Source organism: Streptomyces sp. NPDC058864, assembly GCF_042742985.1.
Classification (GTDB): Bacteria; Actinomycetota; Actinomycetes; order Streptomycetales; family Streptomycetaceae; genus Actinacidiphila.
Genome location: NZ_JBHYMQ010000002.1, coordinates 89268 through 106628, shown reverse-complemented (window position 1 = coordinate 106628; position 17361 = coordinate 89268). Strand labels below are relative to the sequence as shown.

14 protein-coding genes are annotated in these 17361 nt (G+C 73.1%); 11 read left to right on the top strand and 3 right to left on the bottom strand.

Annotated features, from left to right (window positions below; genetic code table 11):
* The first annotated feature begins 115 nt into the window (after positions 1 to 115).
* The 4 genes from ACFW3D_RS02135 to obgE all read left to right on the top strand — a co-directional run bounded on the left by ACFW3D_RS02135 (position 116) and on the right by obgE (position 6640).
* Positions 116 to 4252 carry an Rne/Rng family ribonuclease gene (locus ACFW3D_RS02135; RefSeq protein ID WP_500500333.1) on the top strand — a complete coding sequence of 1379 codons (4137 nt, stop codon included), beginning with the start codon at positions 116 to 118 and terminating at the stop codon, positions 4250 to 4252.
* Between the two features lie 239 nt (positions 4253 to 4491).
* Positions 4492 to 4812, top strand: a complete 321-nt coding sequence (rplU, locus tag ACFW3D_RS02130) for a 50S ribosomal protein L21 (RefSeq protein ID WP_018556584.1) — start codon at positions 4492 to 4494, stop codon at positions 4810 to 4812.
* A gap of 14 nt (positions 4813 to 4826) precedes the next feature.
* Positions 4827 to 5081, top strand: a complete 255-nt coding sequence (rpmA, locus tag ACFW3D_RS02125; RefSeq protein ID WP_499598926.1) for a 50S ribosomal protein L27 — start codon at positions 4827 to 4829, stop codon at positions 5079 to 5081.
* 119 nt (positions 5082 to 5200) lie between these two features.
* Positions 5201 to 6640, top strand: coding sequence for a GTPase ObgE (gene obgE, locus ACFW3D_RS02120; RefSeq protein ID WP_500500331.1), 1440 nt, complete (start codon positions 5201 to 5203; stop codon positions 6638 to 6640).
* Positions 6641 to 6714: 74 nt separating this feature from the next.
* On the opposite strand, the gene ACFW3D_RS02115 is transcribed toward obgE, so the two are convergent.
* Positions 6715 to 7821: a CDP-alcohol phosphatidyltransferase family protein gene (locus tag ACFW3D_RS02115; RefSeq protein WP_500500330.1), complete on the bottom strand. Its 1107-nt coding sequence runs from the start codon at positions 7819 to 7821 to the stop codon at positions 6715 to 6717.
* Positions 7822 to 8118: 297 nt separating this feature from the next.
* Positions 8119 to 10152 carry a hypothetical protein gene (locus ACFW3D_RS02110; RefSeq protein ID WP_500500328.1) on the bottom strand — a complete coding sequence of 678 codons (2034 nt, stop codon included), beginning with the start codon at positions 10150 to 10152 and terminating at the stop codon, positions 8119 to 8121.
* A 351-nt stretch (positions 10153 to 10503) separates the two neighbouring features.
* Between ACFW3D_RS02110 and proB the strand changes: the two genes are divergently transcribed.
* The 5 genes from proB (at position 10504) to ACFW3D_RS02085 (ending at position 15400) form a co-directional block, all read left to right on the top strand.
* Positions 10504 to 11637, top strand: coding sequence for a glutamate 5-kinase (proB, locus tag ACFW3D_RS02105; protein ID WP_500500709.1), 1134 nt, complete (start codon positions 10504 to 10506; stop codon positions 11635 to 11637).
* Between the two features lie 126 nt (positions 11638 to 11763).
* Complete coding sequence (locus ACFW3D_RS02100) at positions 11764 to 12213, top strand: DUF8830 family protein (RefSeq protein ID WP_500500326.1); 450 nt, start codon at positions 11764 to 11766, stop codon at positions 12211 to 12213.
* 91 nt (positions 12214 to 12304) lie between these two features.
* Positions 12305 to 13630: a glutamate-5-semialdehyde dehydrogenase gene (locus ACFW3D_RS02095; RefSeq protein ID WP_500500325.1), complete on the top strand. Its 1326-nt coding sequence runs from the start codon at positions 12305 to 12307 to the stop codon at positions 13628 to 13630.
* Between the two features lie 73 nt (positions 13631 to 13703).
* On the top strand, positions 13704 to 14192 hold the full coding sequence (locus tag ACFW3D_RS02090; RefSeq protein WP_500500323.1) for an SCO2584 family spore wall biosynthesis protein: 489 nt from the start codon (positions 13704 to 13706) through the stop codon (positions 14190 to 14192).
* Positions 14193 to 14257: 65 nt separating this feature from the next.
* Positions 14258 to 15400 carry an SCO2583 family membrane protein gene (locus ACFW3D_RS02085; RefSeq protein ID WP_500500321.1) on the top strand — a complete coding sequence of 381 codons (1143 nt, stop codon included), beginning with the start codon at positions 14258 to 14260 and terminating at the stop codon, positions 15398 to 15400.
* On the opposite strand, the gene ACFW3D_RS02080 is transcribed toward ACFW3D_RS02085, so the two are convergent.
* Positions 15321 to 16442: a M48 family metallopeptidase gene (locus ACFW3D_RS02080; protein WP_500500320.1), complete on the bottom strand. Its 1122-nt coding sequence runs from the start codon at positions 16440 to 16442 to the stop codon at positions 15321 to 15323. The two genes, ACFW3D_RS02085 and ACFW3D_RS02080, sit on opposite strands and share 80 nt — an antisense overlap.
* A 143-nt stretch (positions 16443 to 16585) precedes the next feature.
* Between ACFW3D_RS02080 and ACFW3D_RS02075 the strand changes: the two genes are divergently transcribed.
* Both ACFW3D_RS02075 and nadD read left to right on the top strand, forming a co-directional pair.
* Entirely contained in the window at positions 16586 to 16744 is a 159-nt protein-coding gene (locus ACFW3D_RS02075) for a hypothetical protein (protein ID WP_018556595.1), read from the top strand.
* Between the two features lie 34 nt (positions 16745 to 16778).
* Positions 16779 to 17360, top strand: a complete 582-nt coding sequence (gene nadD, locus ACFW3D_RS02070; RefSeq protein ID WP_500500318.1) for a nicotinate-nucleotide adenylyltransferase — start codon at positions 16779 to 16781, stop codon at positions 17358 to 17360.
* The last annotated feature ends 1 nt before the right edge of the window (position 17361 follow it).

Genomic DNA, 17361 nt, shown 5'->3' with positions numbered 1-17361 from the left:
CACGACAGCTCCCGTGTGGCGCCCGCGCCCCCGGGCGGCGGATCCGCGAGGACGCGGACCGCCGCGAACCGGACCAGGACGCGGCGCCCGGGAGCGTGACGGGAGAAATGCCCGCATGCTCGAGCACAACGAGCCGAACGAGGCGCCCGAGAACGGCGCCACCGAAGCCGCCTCCGGCGGCACCGACACCGAGGCGACGGCCGCTCCGCGCCGCCGTCGCCGCGCGGCGAGCCGCCCCGCGGGACCGCCCGCGGCCGGTGAGGCCGCCCAGGACGTGACCTCCGGGGCGTCGGCTGCGGCCGACGGGTCGCCGGCCATACCGGCCGAAGCCCCCTCCGCCGAGCCGGAGGCCGGGGCCGCGCCTGCGCGCACCCGCCGCCGGGCGACCCGCAAGGCCGCCGCCCCGGAGCCGCAGGCGGCCGCTGCCGCCGAGGAGACGGCCGAGGCGGCCCCCGCCCCGGCCCGCCGCCGCGCGACGAGGAAGGCCGCCGCCCCGGCGGCAGCCCCCGAGGCCCCCGCCGCGGAGACGCCTGCCACCGAGACCCCTGCCACCGAGACTTCGGTCACCGAGACGCCCGAGACGTCCGGGGCGGAGCAGGCCGAGCAGCCGGCGGCTCCGGCCCGTACCCGGCGGCGTGCCACCCGTAAGGTGACCAGCCCCGAGCCGGCCGCCGCCGGGGAGACGGCCGGCCCTGCGGCCGCCGCCGACACGCAGGCCAAGGAACTCCAGGCCGACCTGCCCCTGCACGCCGAGGCCGCCGCCGGGGCGGAGCAGGCCGAGCAGCCGGCGGCTCCGGCCCGTACCCGGCGGCGTGCCACCCGCAAGGTGACCAGCCCCGAGGCGGCCCCTGCCGCCGAGGAGACGGCCGCGGCCGCCGCCGACGCGCCCGCCAAGGTCCTTCAGGAGGAGCCCGCGGAGAAGCCGAAGCGCGGGAAGGCCGAGAAGCCCCAGGCCGAGAAGTCCAGGGCCACCCGTTCGCGCCGGCGTACCGCCCCGGCCGCGTCCTTCCTCGCCGCCGACGACGGCTCGCGCCGTCTGAAGCCGGGCGCGCTCGCGCCGCGTGAGGAGGCTGAGGCCGAGGCCCGTACGGAGGCCGCCGCCCCGCAGCCGCGCACCTACACCGCCAAGGCCGTCCCGGACGGCTCCGGCTGGGCCGTCGAGGTCGAGGACGCCTACGAGATCCGCGGCTACGGGGACACCGTCGACGAGGCCCGTGTCGCCGCGGTCGCGGCCGTCGCGGAGGCGTTCGGCGTCCCCGCGGACACGATCGTCATCCAGGTCCAGGAGGCGCAGGGCGCCGAGCCCGAGGCGCAGCAGCCCGAGCCCGAGCCCGAGCCCGAGCCGGAGCCCGAGGCCGCCCCCGCACGCGGCCGCCGTCGGGTGGTGCGCCCGCCCGTGGCGGTGTTCCAGGCACCCGTGTTCCAGGCCCCCGCCCCGGCGCAGGCCGTGCCGGCCGGGCCCGCCGTGGAGCAGGAGGAGCAGGGCGAGCCCGAGCCCGAGGCCGAGGCCGAGGAGCTGGCCGGCGGACGCCGTCGTCGTCGCCGTCGCCGTGGTGAGCCCGCGGAGGCGGTGGAGGCCGTGCAGACGGCTGTCACCGAGCACGCCGACGAGGAGCCGGAGGCCGCCCACGAGGACGAGGCGGAGGCCGAGGGCGAGGAGCACGAGGCCGACGAGCACGAGGGCGAGGGCGGCGAGCGGACCTCCCGCCGGCGCCGTCGCGGTGGCCGTCGTCGCCGTCGTGGCGATGCCGCCGACGGCGAGGAGACCTCCGGCGAGGACGAGTACGCCGAGGGCGAGGGCGGCGCGGACGAGTCCGAGGAGGACGAGGACCAGGACGCCGAGAGCAGCAGCACCAGCCGTCGCCGTCGCCGTCGCCGCCGCCGTGGCGGCGAGGGTCCGGCCGAGGAGAGCCTGGGCGAGGACGCCCCGGAGCGCACGGTCGTCAAGATCCGTGAGCCGCGCAAGCCGTCCGAGCCGGTCGACGAGGTGCAGTCCATCAAGGGCTCCACCCGCCTGGAGGCCAAGAAGCAGCGGCGCCGCGAGGGTCGCGAGCAGGGCCGTCGCCGTGTGCCGATCATCACGGAGGCCGAGTTCCTGGCCCGCCGTGAGGCGGTCGAGCGCGTCATGGTCGTCCGTGAGAACGGCGACCGGACGCAGATCGGCGTGATGGAGGACGGCGTCCTCGTCGAGCACTACGTCAACAAGGAGCAGGCCACCTCGTACGTCGGCAACGTCTACCTGGGCAAGGTCCAGAACGTGCTGCCGTCGATGGAGGCCGCGTTCGTCGACATCGGCAAGGGCCGCAACGCCGTGCTGTACGCCGGTGAGGTCAACTTCGAGGCGCTGGGCATGGGCAACGGCCCGCGGCGCATCGAGGCGGCCCTCAAGTCCGGCCAGTCGGTGCTGGTCCAGGTCACCAAGGACCCGATCGGTCACAAGGGTGCCCGCCTGACCAGCCAGGTCTCGCTGCCCGGCCGCTACCTAGTCTACGTGCCCGAGGGCTCGATGACCGGCATCAGCCGCAAGCTGCCCGACACCGAGCGCGCCCGGCTGAAGCAGATCCTCAAGAAGATCGTCCCTGAGGACGCGGGCGTGATCGTGCGCACCGCCGCCGAGGGCGCGAGCGAGGACGAGCTGCGCCGCGACGTCGAGCGGCTGCAGTCGCAGTGGGAGGACATCCAGAAGAAGGCCAAGAGCGGCAACGCCCCGTCGCTGCTCTACGGGGAGCCGGACATGACCGTCCGGGTCGTCCGCGACATCTTCAACGAGGACTTCACAAAGGTCATCGTCAGCGGCGACACCGCCTGGGAGACCATCCACGGCTACGTCTCGCACGTCGCGCCGGACCTGGCCGAGCGGCTGAGCCGCTGGACCTCCGAGGTCGACGTCTTCGCCACCTACCGGATCGACGAGCAGCTGCTGAAGGCGCTGGACCGCAAGGTCTGGCTGCCGAGCGGCGGTTCGCTGGTGATCGACCGGACCGAGGCGATGGTCGTCGTCGACGTCAACACCGGCAAGTTCACCGGCCAGGGCGGCAACCTGGAGGAGACGGTCACCAGGAACAACCTGGAGGCGGCCGAGGAGATCGTGCGCCAGCTGCGGCTGCGCGACCTGGGCGGCATCATCGTGATCGACTTCATCGACATGGTGCTGGAGTCCAACCGCGACCTGGTGATGCGCCGGCTGCTGGAGTGCCTGGGCCGGGACCGGACCAAGCACCAGGTGGCGGAGGTCACCTCGCTGGGCCTGGTGCAGATGACCCGCAAGCGGGTCGGCCAGGGCCTGCTGGAGTCCTTCTCCGAGACCTGCGTGCACTGCAACGGCCGCGGTGTCATCGTCCACATGGACCAGGCCACGGCGGCCGGTGGCGGCGGCAAGCGCAAGCGCCGTCGCGGCGGCGCGGCGGAGGAGCCGGCGGTCGCGGAGACCGCCGTCCTCATCGAGGCCGAGGAGGCCGTGGAGGAGGTTCCCGAGCTGGAGCCGGTCGCGGTCGCCGAGGCCGAGCTGGTGCCCGCCGTCGGCGGGGACGAGGAGTGGTTCAGCAGCCCGGCGGAGGCCGAGGCGGCGGCCGGCCGGCGTTCCCGGCGGCGTGCCTCGCGCCGGGTCACCGCTCCGGTGAGCTCGCCGGACGCCACGGCCGAGATCGTCACCGTCGTCCCCTCGGTGGCCCCGGTCACCGAGCCCCAGGCGGCTGAGGCCGCGACGGCCACCGCCGTCGAGGCGCCTGCTGCGGTGGGCACCGCCGAGGTGGCGGAGGAGCCCGTCGCACCGGTTCGCGGCCGGCGCCGGGCGACCCGCAAGGCCACCGCGCCGAGCGCCCCCGCCGGTGAGGCCGCCACCGTGGTGGTTCCCGCGGCGGAGACGGTCGTCCCGTCCCCGGCGCCCGAGCCGGAGCCCGTGGCGGAGGTCCAGGAGCCGGCCGCACCGGTCCGCCGCCGGGCCACGCGCCGGGCGTCCGCTCCCGCGGGCGCGCCGTCCTCCGGCGAGGACGCCGCGGTCGTGGTCGTCCCCGGCACCGAGGCTCAGCCGGAGCGGACCGCGGCGGCCGAGGCGGAGACGGAGACCGCCGAGGCGGAGCCGAAGAAGCGGGCCGCGCGCAAGACGGCCGCGAAGAAGGCACCGGCGAAGAAGGCCGCCGCGAAGAAGACGGCCGCCAAGAAGACCGTGGCCAAGAAGACCGCGGCGAAGAAGACGACGGCGAAGAAGGCCGCCGCCAAGGCCACGGCCGAGGCGCCCACCGAGGCGTCCTGACCCAGGGTCACCGTCCGCGGGCCGTTCCCCACCGGGGGACGGCCCGCGGCGCGTCCGGGGCCGGCACGAGCCGGTTTGACCCGGTCGGGGGTGCCCCGTAACCTTGACCTTCGGCGTTTTGACGTTTGACGCCCACTCCTGAGCACCTTCCTACCGGCCACGGCCGGCAGAGGCCCCCCACGCACCGCAGGGACGGCTGGCGTCAGGAGTGACGATCCGAGCGAGAGAGTGAGTTCTGCGTGTACGCAATCGTGCGCAGCGGTGGCCGCCAGCACAAGGTGGCCGTCGGCGACATCGTCGAGGTTGACAAGATTTCCACTGGCAAGGTTGGCGACGCGGTCGAGCTCTCGACGCTGCTCGTCGTCGACGGCGACGCCGTCACCAGCGACCCGTGGGTGCTGGCCGGGATCAAGGTCCAGGCCGAGATCGTGGACCACCACAAGGGCCAGAAGATCGACATCCTGCGGTACAAGAACAAGACCGGCTACCGCCGTCGCCAGGGTCACCGCCAGCAGTACACGGCGCTGAAGATCACCGGCATCCCCGCCGCTGCGAAGTAAGGGACTGAACAGAGATGGCACACAAGAAGGGCGCATCGTCCACCCGGAACGGTCGCGACTCCAATGCCCAGCGGCTCGGCGTCAAGCGCTTCGGCGGCCAGGTCGTGAACGCCGGTGAGATCATCGTCCGCCAGCGCGGCACCCACTTCCACCCCGGCGCGGGCGTCGGCCGTGGCAAGGACGACACGCTGTTCGCCCTCGCCGCCGGTGCGGTCGAGTTCGGCAGCAGCCGTGGTCGCAAGGTCGTGAACATCGTTCCCGTCGCCTGAGCGAACGGCGGCGATACGACTTCACCGAGGGCGGACCCTGTTTCCCGGACCGGGAAGCAGGTCCGCCCTCGGCGCGTTAACCCACAGACATTCCCGTACGCATCAGGAGGAACATCCGCATGACCACCTTCGTGGACCGCGTCGAGCTGCACGTCGCCGCGGGTAACGGGGGCCATGGCTGCGCCTCCGTGCACCGGGAGAAGTTCAAGCCGCTGGGCGGCCCGGACGGCGGCAACGGCGGCCGTGGCGGTGACGTGACGCTGGTCGTGGACCAGTCGGTCACCACGCTCATCGACTACCACCACCACCCGCACCGCAAGGCCACCAACGGCAAGCCCGGCGAGGGCGGCAACCGTTCCGGCAAGGAGGGCACGGACCTGGTCCTGCTCGTCCCGGACGGCACCGTCGTCATGGACAAGCGCGGCAATGTGCTCGCCGACCTCGTCGGCCACGGCACCACCTTCATCGCCGGCCAGGGTGGCCGCGGCGGCCTCGGCAACGCGGCGCTGGCCTCCGCGCGTCGCAAGGCGCCGGGCTTCGCGCTGCTGGGCGAGCCGGGCCAGAGCCGGGACCTCGTCCTGGAGCTGAAAACGGTCGCGGACGTGGCACTGGTCGGCTACCCGAGCGCGGGCAAGTCCTCGCTGATCTCCGTGCTCTCGGCCGCCAAGCCGAAGATCGCGGACTACCCCTTCACCACCCTCGTCCCCAACCTCGGCGTGGTCACGGCCGGTTCGACGGTCTTCACCGTCGCCGACGTTCCCGGGCTCATCCCGGGCGCCAGCGAGGGACGGGGCCTCGGCCTGGAGTTCCTGCGGCACGTCGAGCGCTGCAGCGTCCTGGTGCACGTCCTGGACACCGCCACCCTGGAGTCCGAGCGCGACCCGCTGAGCGACCTCGACGTCATCGAGGCGGAACTGCGGGCGTACGGCGGTCTCGACGACCGGCCGCGCGTCGTCGTCCTCAACAAGGTCGACATCCCCGACGGCCAGGACCTCGCCGACATGGTCCGCCCCGACCTGGAGGCTCGCGGCTACCGGGTCTTCGAGGTGTCCGCGGTGGCCCACAAGGGCCTCAACGAGCTGTCCTACGCCCTCGCCGGCATCGTCGCCGAGGCGCGGGCCGCCCAGCCGGTCCAGGAGGCGACCCGCATCGTCATCCGGCCCAAGGCCGTGGACGACTCCGGCTTCACCGTCACCGCCGAGGACGGCTACTACCGCGTCCGCGGCGAGAAGCCCGAACGCTGGGTGCGCCAGACCGACTTCGCCAACGACGAGGCCGTCGGCTACCTCGCCGACCGGCTCGCCCGCCTCGGCGTCGAGGAGGAACTGGTCAAGGCCGGCGCCCGCGAGGGCGACGAGGTCGTCATCGGTGACGAGGACGACTCCGTGGTCTTCGACTGGGAGCCGACGGTGGCGGCCGGCGCCGAGATGCTCGGACGCCGTGGTGAGGACCACCGCTTCGACACGCCCCGTCCCGCCGCCCAGCGCCGCAAGGACCGCGACGCCGAGCGGGACGACGCCCAGCAGCAGTTCGAGGGCTTCGACCCCTTCGAGTCCTGAGCGACGGCCGCACGTGACGAGGGCCGGGCCCCCGCGATCAGCGGGGCCCGGCCCTCGGTGGCGTGCCGTCCGGTTCAGCTCACGGACGACCGGAACGGGGTCGCTCCCTCGTCCTCGGTGCCTTCGGCCCGCTCCTGCTCGCGGACCTCCGCCCCGAGCTGCGCCATGACGCCCTCGAAGTCGCGGGTGGAGAGCAACAGCTTGTAGATGATGGCGAGTTCGAAGGCCAGTAGCAACACGCCCGCGCCGATCGTGACGCCGACGATGGCACCGGTGAGCGGCGCGACGATGAAGACCCCCATCTGGAACTCGATGCCGCTGATCAGGTGGGGCCGCACACGGTGCTTGATCAGGTAGTCGCGGAACTTCTCGTAGGGCCCGAAGCGCTCCTTGAAGGTCTGCTGGAGGTCGATGACGCGCCGCGGGCCGCCCTCCTCGGACGACGGTGCGCCCTCCGTGCCGGCCGTGCGCTCGGCGGCGGCCGTCGTGTCCGCCGTGGCGGCGCCGGGGCCGGTCCACTGCGCGGGGACGGCCCGCGGGCCGGGCTCGACGGCGTCGAGCACCTTGGCCGCGGCCTCGGCGTCCGCGTCGGCCTGCGTCTCGTCCTCGTCGGCCCGCTCGCGCAGCAGGTCCTCCAGGAACGCCGTCGGCCTGGCCGCCTCGACCTGCTGCAGCCGTTTCTGGATCTTCCTGCGCATCCCGGTGCGGACCTTGAATATCTGCAGCGCGTCGAGGTACCGCAGCGCGTCCAGGAAGATCACCGCGAGGGCGAGCCACATGTAGACGGGGTCGTCGGTGCGGTAGAACTGCCCGCCCATCAGCGCCGCGGCGCAGCAGACCACGCGGACGCGGTCGAAGATGTAGTCGAGCCAGGCACCGAACTCGGAGCCCTGGCCGGTGAGCCGCGCCAGCTTCCCGTCCATGCAGTCGAGGACGAAGCTGAAGTGGTACAGCACGGCGCCGACGACCAGCCACTTCCAGTCGGCCATCGCGAAGCAGGCCGCCGCGCCGAGGCCGAGGAACAGGGCGCCCCAGGTGATCTGGTTCGGGGTGAGGCGGGTCCGCCCGGCCGTCCAGCGCACCAGCGGGGTCGCCACCGGATCGACCAGGAACACGGTCCACCAGGCGTCCCGCTTCTTCTCGGTGAGGCGCCGTACTTCCGCGAGCGGCGGTATTTCCATGGACCAGGAACCTTCCGTGGCGAGAAGGGGACACCGAACCGGCTTCCGGTCCGGCCGGGGACGGGGGGCGGCGGGTCCGTCACGGACGGCTCCCGCGCCACTACAGGTACGACACCCGGCAAAGCACGATGGTTGCACGTGTTACGGACGAGTGAACACAAAGTTGCCGAATGGGGGTCACCGCCCGGTCCGCCTCGAGCCGGGTCGCACGCTTCCGGGGGCGCGCACAGAAAGGAGGCCTCCGGAGGGACGGGTTCGTTCCTCCGGAGGCCTCCTCCGTCGTTCGGCGCGCCCCTGTCAGACGGCTTCGGCGCGCTGCCGCGGGACGGCCTGGGGGGCGGCGCCCGCCGCCTTGGCGCGTCGCTCGTCCACGCGGGCCGCGAGGGCGTGCACGGCCTCCTGGAAGCGTTCCGCGGAGGTCGGCACGGCAGGGCCCAGCAGGTGCACCCGCAGTTCCTCGCGGGCCGTCGCCAGGGTGTCGTCGTGGGTGCCGCGAGCGACGCCCAGCAGTTCGTCGAGCCCCTTCGCGGTCGGGGTCAGCACCGTCCCTGCGCGGACGGTGGGGAAGGTCTCGCGGAAGGTCCCCTCGGCCAGGTCCGTGGTGTTGGTGACCGCGTAGGGCTTGCCGCTCACCATGAACTCCGAGATGACGCTGGACACGTCGGTGATGAGCACGTCGGAGTGGTTGAAGCAGGAGTAGAGGCCGGGCCTCTCCCCGGTGAGCACCTGGTGCTCGGTCGCGGGCAGCGCCGTCCAGTACACGGCCTCCCACTCCTCGGTCGCGCGGCGCATCGCCTCGGCGACGGTGACGTCCCCGGACGCGCCCTTGTCGCCCATGCGCTCCAGGTCGTCCGCGGACGACAGCGACCAGGCGGCGGTGAGCCGGTCCAGCTCGCGCTCGGTGCGCTCCAGCCCGTCGCGCTGCCCGGGCGTCGTGGCGGGCCGCGGCGCCGCCCCGCGGGCCTCCTCGACGAGTTCGATGATGCGGCGGTTGGCCGCACCGGCCCGCGGGTCGACGGAGCCGGTCAGCGGGTGCGGGCGGTAGAGCAGCCGTACCCCGGGGTCGGCGAGCAGCCGGCGGACGATCGTCTCGCCCGCCAGGACGATCGAGGTGTTGCCCGGGTCGTCGGTCCACCCTTCCCAGGTGGGCGCGTACAGCACCGTGACCGGGGTCCCGGCGGGCACCGGACCGGAACCGCGCTCGACGCCGGCCAGCTGGGGACGGCCGACCTCCACGACGTCCTCGTCCGCCACGCCGACGGCGGCGAGGGCGTAGCGCTCGCGGGCGGCGGGGCCCGCCACCCAGACCTCGTCGTAGGCCTTCGCGTACGGGTTGCAGCTGGAGAGCTTGTCGCTCTCACCGTGGTTGACGAAGGCGTGCATGATCGACGGGATGCGCAGCACCTGGGAGGTTTTCGGCGCGTTGGCCGGGTGGAGCAGCACCTTGAGGCTTGAGTCGCCGAGCCGCATGAGGTCGGCGACCTTCGGCAGGCACACGATGGGCAGCTCGGTGGGGCCGATGCGCGGCACCATCCCGCGCTCGCGCAGCACGATCACGGGTCGCCCCTCGAGCTTCTCCAGCGCCGGCAGCCACATGTTCGCCTGGTAGGCGGAGCTGCTGCCGCCGGAGAAGTACATGCCGACGGTCGGCCGGTAGTCGCGCAGCCACGCCTCGAACCACTCCATGACCTCCTCCTGCCGCGGGGCGCGCCGCCCCGGCAGGAAGGCGCGCGCGAGCACCGCCAGGGCGGCGAGCGACAGGGCGGCGGCCAGGACGACGCCGCCGAGGGCCCATCCGGTGCGGCCGCCCGCCGCGGTGACCGACAGCCCCGCGACGGCGGGGAGTTCGGCCAGGAGCAGTCGCAGCCCCGGTCGGCGGGTGATCACGGCCGGGGGCGCGGAGGGCAGCCGGAGACCGGAGGTGTCGATGTTCCGGGTCACGACCGGCAGCTTGCGGCCGCGCTGCACCAGGATGCCGCCGGCCTGCAGGACGACGTGCGCACCGTGCACGAACAGCAGCCCGCCGAGGCAGACCAGCAGGAACCCGGTCGACGGACCGTCCGCCAGGCGCAGCAGCCCGGCCACCAGCAGCAGGTCGCGCACCGCCTGCCGGGTGACCGCTTCCGCGTGCAGCTGGCCGAGAATTCTGGGCGGGGCGGTCCTGCCGGCGTGCATGACGAGATCGGCCGCGAAGCCGAGCGCCGCGGCACCGACAAGCAGCGCCGCACCGGGGAGCGCCACCCCCACGATCTGGGCGGTCAACGCGCAGGCCTGCAGCAGCAGCAACGCGAAGTGGAATGTCTCCGGCCTGGTCCCAAAGGTGCGTTTCACAGCGGGCAACCTACCATCCGAATCCTTGGCGGCACTTGGCTCGAACGGGCGTCCAAATACCTTGCGGGGCAGGCCTGGTGACCCGTAAGCGGAAGCTGTGCGGCGGTTCTCCCGCGTGAGATGCCACAGGCGAATCCTCCCCTTGGGCGGCCTATGTGCGGTCTGACGGCTTCGAACGCAAAATCCCATGCTACGTGGCCTCCCACGAGGGCCGGCGGGTCCTTGGTCCCGGGCCGCCGGTCCTTCCGGCCCGTCCGCTGGGTGGAAGCCGGCGGCACCGGGCCGCCGCTCTGCCGTAGATTGCGAAGCCGGGAGAGGAAAGGGACGGACGTGGCGAGCGCGAGGCAGGACGTGGCGGAGGCCCGGCGGGTCGTGGTCAAGGTCGGGTCGAGTTCGCTGACGACGGCGTCCGGCGGCCTGGACGCCGACCGGGTGGACGCCCTCGTGGACGTGCTGGCCAAGGCGCGCGGGACCCAGGAGGGCACGGCGCAGGAGGGCGCGGCCGCCAAGGAGGTCGTCCTGGTCTCCTCCGGTGCCATCGCCGCGGGCCTGGCGCCGCTCGGGCTCGCCCGGCGGCCGCGGGACCTGGCCCGGCAGCAGGCCGCCGCCAGCGTCGGCCAGGGGCTGCTCGTCGCCCGCTACACGGCCTCCTTCGCCCGGTACGGCGTACGGGTCGGCCAGGTGCTGCTCACCTCCGACGACATGAGCCGCCGGGCGCACTACCGCAACGCCTACCGCACGCTCGACAAGCTGCTCGCCATGGGCGCCATGCCGATCGTCAACGAGAACGACACGGTGGCCACCGACGAGATCCGCTTCGGCGACAACGACCGCCTCGCCGCCCTGGTCGCCCACCTGGTCCGCGCCGACCTGCTCGTCCTGCTCTCGGACGTCGACGGCCTCTACGACGGCGACCCCGCCCTCCCGGGCACCTCGCGCATCGAGGAGGTGCACGGGCCGCAGGACCTCGAGGGCGTCTCCATCGGCAGTGCGGGCAAGGCCGGCGTCGGCACCGGGGGCATGGTCACCAAGGTCGAGGCCGCCCGGATCGCCGCGGGAGCCGGCATCCCGGTCGTGCTCACCTCCGCCTCGCAGGCCGCGGACGCCCTGACCGGACGGCATACGGGCACGCTCTTCCACGCCACGGGCAAGCGTTCCGCCGACCGGCTGCTGTGGCTGGCCCACGCCTCCACCCCGCTCGGCGCGCTCATCCTGGACGACGGCGCCGTGCAGGCGGTCGTCAAGCGCCGTACCTCACTGCTGCCGGCCGGCATCGCGGCGGTCGAGGGCCACTTCACCGCCGGCGACCCGGTCGAGCTGCGCGACACCTCCGGCCACGCCGTCGCGCGCGGCCTGGTGAACTTCGACGCCAGGGAACTGCCGCGGCTGCTCGGACGCTCCACCCGCGAACTGGCACGGGAGCTGGGCCCCGCCTACGAGCGCGAGGTCGTGCACCGGGACGACCTCGTACTCCTGCACCACTGAGGCGGACCTCCTTCGTGGTTACTTCGTGAAAACCGCCCCGCGGCCGCTCCGGGGCTGCTGGACTTTGAGGGCGGAGGACGGAATCCGGCCAGGGACGGGACGACAGGGACGACAGGGAGGCCGCCGGTGAGACGAGGGCGCCCGGGGGCATCGTCGTCCCGAGGGACGGCGGAGCGGACACTGGTGAGCGTGACGAGCGACGACACCGCCCCGGCGGCGACGCGGGAGCGCCCCGTGTCCCGGCTCTGGCACGTGACGCTCAGCGTCTCCGGACCCGAGGCCCCGCTCGCCGAGGTGCGCCGTGCGCTGGAACAGCTCGCGAACGACCACCCGTTCCTGCTCACCAGCCGGTACGCGGCCGACCACGCCGAGATCCGGTACTGGGAGGAGGCCCGCGACCTGCACGACGCCGCCGCCATCGCGCTGCGGCTGTGGGGCGAGCACCGCTCCTCCGCCAACCTGCCGCCCTGGGAGACGGTCGGACTGGAGGTCATCGACCGCGACACGTACCACCAGCGCCTGGCGGAGGGTTACGGGCCGCCGCCGGCGGCTCCCGTCGGGGTGCACCCGTACTGACCCGCGGCGGCCTCCCGGCCGTGCTCCGCACGGGTCTCACCCGCTGGAAAGCCGTCCCGTCGCGTGGTGCCCACGCCGTACCCTGGCCGCTATGAGCAGCCGCAGCCACAGCAACGACGACCTCGCCGCATCCCTGCCCTCGCCGTGGCCGAAGAGCCCGGTGCTGCAGGCCGCCTACCGCGCCCGTGCGGCGGCCGCCGACCTCGCGCCGCTGCCGCGCTCGGTGAAGGACGACGCCCTGCTGGCCATCGCCGACGCCCTGGTCGTCCGTACGCGGGAGATCGTCGAGGCGAACGCGGAGGACGTCGCCCGCGCCCGCGAGGCGGGGACCGGCGAGGCGATCGTGGACCGGCTGACGCTGACCCCCGAGCGCGTCCGTGCCATCGCCTCCGACGTGCGCGACGTGGCCGGACTGCCCGACCCGGTCGGCGAGGTGGTGCGCGGCTCCACGCTGCCCAACGGGCTCGACCTGCGCCAGATCCGGGTGCCGCTGGGCGTGGTCGGCATCATCTACGAGGCCCGGCCCAATGTCACCGTGGACGCGGCCTCGCTGTGCCTGAAGTCCGGCAACGCGGTGCTGCTGCGCGGCTCCTCCTCCGCGTACCACTCCAATTCCGCTCTGGTGACGGTGGTGCGCGACGCGGTGGGCGGCGCCGGACTGCCCGCCGACGCTGTGCAGTTGGTGCCGGGCGAGAGCCGGGAGTCGGTTCGCGAGCTGATGCGCGCCCGCGGCATGGTCGACGTGCTCATCCCGCGCGGCGGCGCCTCGCTCATCAAGACGGTGGTCGAGGAGTCCATCGTCCCGGTGATCGAGACCGGCACCGGCAACTGCCATGTGTACGTGGACGCGCAGGCCGACCTCGACATCGCCGTCTCCGTCCTGCTCAACTCCAAGGCGCAGCGCCCGAGCGTGTGCAACGCCGCCGAGACGCTGCTGGTGCACCGGGACATCGCCGCCGACTTCCTGCCGCGCGCCCTGGACGCGCTGGCCGGGGCCGGGGTCACCGTGCACGCCGACGACCGGGTGCGGGAACTGGCCGCGAAGAGCGGCACCAAGGCCACCGTCGTCCCGGCCACCGCGGAGGACTGGGAGACCGAGTACCTGAGCCACGACATCGCCGCCGCCGTGGTGGACTCGCTGGACGCGGCCGTGCAGCACATCCGGCTCTGGTCCTCCGGGCACACCGAGGCCATCGTCACCACCTCGCAGCCGGCCGCCCGGCGGTTCACCCAGTTGGTGGATTCGGCGGCCGTCGCCGTCAACGCCTCGACCCGGTTCACCGACGGCGGCCAGTTCGGCTTCGGCGCGGAGATCGGCATCTCCACCCAGAAGCTGCACGCCCGCGGCCCGATGGGCCTGCCGGAGCTGACCTCGACCAAGTACGTCTTCACCGGGGACGGACACGTGCGCGGCTGACATGCCCCGCGCCTGACGGACGGACTTCACGGGCGGCCTGCCCAATCCGCGTCGTCGGCCCTATTCTGGACGGGTGCCGGACGAACTGGGGGGCAAGCCGTTCCCGGACGGCGAGGACCACGGTGGCGCGGATGACGAATTCGCGTCCGTGGTGCTCGACGAGGCCTTCATACGGGCGGCCGCCTTCCATGAACCCAGCGCCCACGAGCGCATGCTCGCCGCCGCCACGGCGCAGGCCGAGGCCGAGGCGTCCCGCCCCCGTGCGCTGGGCCGCGAGGAGGCCGCCGCTCCGTACGGCGAGGAGGACACCGAGCGCTCCGCGGAGGACGAGGAGTACGAGGACCTCTACTCCCAGCGCAGCCCCTACCGGGGGCACGGGCGCTGGCACCGCACCGTGGCATGGGTGCTCGCCGTGGTGATGGGCATCGGCGTCGTCGCGCTGACCTTCGCGGCGGTCTACCGGGGCGCCGGAGGGGCCCGCCAGCCTGCCGTGCCGCCCCCTCCGACGGGCCGGATCGGAGCCCCGTCGCTTCCCCCGGTGGCGGTCAGCCACAGCCCCTGAGCGCCGCCCGAACTTGTCTCGTACCAGGACGTTTTAAAGGGCCCTGACAGACCTACGCTTGTTGTATGAGCGGGCCTGGTGACCCACCGGAGGGGAACCCCCAGGGCTCCCCGGGAGGCGGTGAGGACGAGTACCGATCCGTCGTCTTCGACGAATCGTTCGTGCGTGCTGCCCGGATACAGGAGTTCTCCGCGCGGGAGCGGCTGGACGGCTCGGCCCGCTCCGTGCGCACCCGCCGCCTCTGGGCCCGCGGCGGCGCCCCACGGCAGGCCCTGGTCCTCGTCCTGCTGATCGCCGTGGCCTTCGGGACCGCCGTCTACCTGGGCATACGCAACCCCTACGCCCCGCCCGCCCCTCCCGTGGCCGAGCCGCTGCGGATCACCCTGCTGCCACTCGCCCCCACGGCCGCGGTGGCCGCCGTGGACCGCTCCCGGCCCTTCGCCGGGCAGCGCGCCGAGCACTACCGGGCCGGCGGCGAGGGCTACGCGCTGCCGCCGGCACGCCGTACCGCGCACTTCAGCGAGAGCCAGGTGATGCAGGCCCTGGTCTCCGCCAAGGACTACCTGGTCGCCTCCTCGGCCGTTCCCGGTGCCCTGACCGGCGGGGACGTCCGCACGGTACGCACCATGCTCGACCCCGGCCAGCTCGACCAGTTCGACCGCAGCCTGGAGCGGCCCGCCGACGACGGGCGGCACGCGGCGACCGGCTGGCTGGTGCGCTTCGACCCCACCCGCGTGGCCCTCGCCGTCGACGAGGTCAAGGTGCGCGGCACCATGACCGTGGCCGAGGCGGGGGAGGACGCTCTGGAGGTCGTCACCGACCACACCCTGGTCTACGCCGTGCAGGCCGCCACCGGGGGCAGTGGCCAGGCCTCGCTGTTCACGGTGCGGCGCGAGCTGCGGATGCGCTTCGACCGCGCGGACCTGCGCGACAAGCACGTGGAGCTGCTGCAGGCGGCCGTCGAGGCCGGTCCGCTGTCCTGCGTGGGCGCACCCGTGGCGCACTTCCTGCCGCTGCTGGCCGGGCAGCGGCCGCCCCAGCAGCCCGGGGTCGACCCCCATGACCACCGCCACGAGATCAGCTCGGTGTGCGGGGTGCTCGCCCCGTCCCCGGCGGCCGGGCCGGTCATCAGCCCTGCGGCGGCGGGTCCTGCGAGTCCTTCGGCGGACGGCCCGACGGGCCGGAGCCCTGGCCCGGCGTCCCGGTGAAGCGGTCGCGCAGCCGGCCGCCGATGTCGCCCGCCCCCGACCCGATGTCGGAGAGCAGCTTCATCAGCGGGTCCTTGCTCGTCTTCACCGTATCGGCGTAGTGGCCCGCGGATTCCTTGAACGAGTCGTAGACCGAGGTGTCCTTGTCCTCGCTGCGCCGCGGGTAGTGGCCGTCCATGATGCGCTGGTAATCGCGGCTCGCGGCCCACTTCTTCAGCTCAGCGGCCCGCACGGTGGTGAACGGGTGGCTGCGCGGCAGCACGTTGAGGATCTTCAGCACGGAGTCGCGCAGGTCGCCGGACTCCTCGTACTCCTCGGCCTGCTTCAGGAACGCGTCCACGTTCATCTCGTGGAGGTGGTTGCCGCCGGCGATCTTCATCAGGCCGCGCATCGAGGCCCGCAGGTCCTGGCCGACCAGGAGTCCGGCACGGTCCGCGGAGAGCTCCGACTTGCGGAACCACTCGCGCAGTGCGGTGACGATCGCCATGATCGCGAGGTTGCCGAGCGGTATCCACGCGACCCGCAGTGCCAGGCTGGTCAGGAAGAGCAGGATCGTGCGGTAGACGGAGTGGCCGGACAGGGCGTGGCCGACCTCGTGGCCCACGACGGCCCGCATCTCCTCCTCGTCCAGCAGCTCCACCAGCCCGGTGGTGACGACGATGATCGGCTCGTCCAGGCCGATGCACATCGCGTTGGGCCGCGGATCCTGGGTCACGTACATCGCCGGGACCTTGGGCAGGTCGAGGATGTAGCAGGCGTCCCGCAGCATGTCGTTGAGGTGCGCGAACTGCTGGTCGCCGACGCGCACCGAGTCCGAGAGGAACAGCAGCCGCAGCGAGCGCTCCGGCAGCAGGCCGCTGAGCGCCTTGAAGACGGTGTCGAAGCCGCTCAGCTTGCGCAGCGCCACCAGCGCGGAGCGGTCAGCCGGGTGTTCGTACGCGCGTGAGGAGATGCCCTCGAAACGCCGCCGGTTGCGTCCGGGCAGCCGCTCGCCGTCGTTCCCGCCGCCGTTCGCACCGCTCGAATCGTTCGGACCGGACATATGTCCCCGCCCCCCTGCTCGCCCGTTGGGTACGTAGTGAGGACGCGCGGAGCCACCGCGAAGTTCCGCCCCGACCGCCCGTACGATGTTGCCCGAGTCTTCCCGCCCGTCGACAGACCCCGAAGCCACCAAGGGACCGCCGAATGACCTCCTACGCGACCGCCGCCGTCCTGACCACGCTCGCCGAGGGCGAGGGCGGCGGCAACCACGAGAGCCTGAGCCCCTACCTCACGGGCGGCGGCGCGCTGTTCGCGCTGCTGCTCCTGCTCTTCATCACCACCCGCTTCAACCGCGACCGCTGAGCTCGTTCAGGTGATGCGGGTAGGGTCTATCCGCATGAAGAAGCGAATCGGTGTGATGGGTGGGACGTTCGATCCCGTCCACCACGGCCACCTCGTGGCGGCCAGCGAGGTGGCGCACCTTTTCCAGCTGGACGAGGTGGTCTTCGTGCCCACCGGCCAGCCCTGGCAGAAGAGCGCCCAGAAGGTGTCGGCGGCCGAGGACCGCTACCTGATGACGGTGATCGCCACCGCGTCGAACCCGCAGTTCTCGGTCAGCCGCAGCGACATCGAACGCGGTGGCCGCACGTACACCATCGACACGCTTCGCGACCTGCGGGCCGAGCACCCCGAGGCGGAGCTGTTCTTCATCACCGGGGCGGACGCGCTGGCCCAGATCTTCTCCTGGCGCAAGGCCGAGGAGCTGTTCTCGCTGGCGCACTTCATCGGCGTGACCCGGCCCGGGCACACCCTGTCCGACCCCGGCTTCCCGGCCGGCGGTGTCTCCCTCGTGGAGGTGCCCGCCCTGGCGATCTCCTCGACCGACTGCCGTCAGCGGGTCGCCAAGGGGGAACCCGTCTGGTACCTCGTGCCCGACGGCGTCGTGCGCTACATCGACAAACGCAGGCTGTACCGGTAAG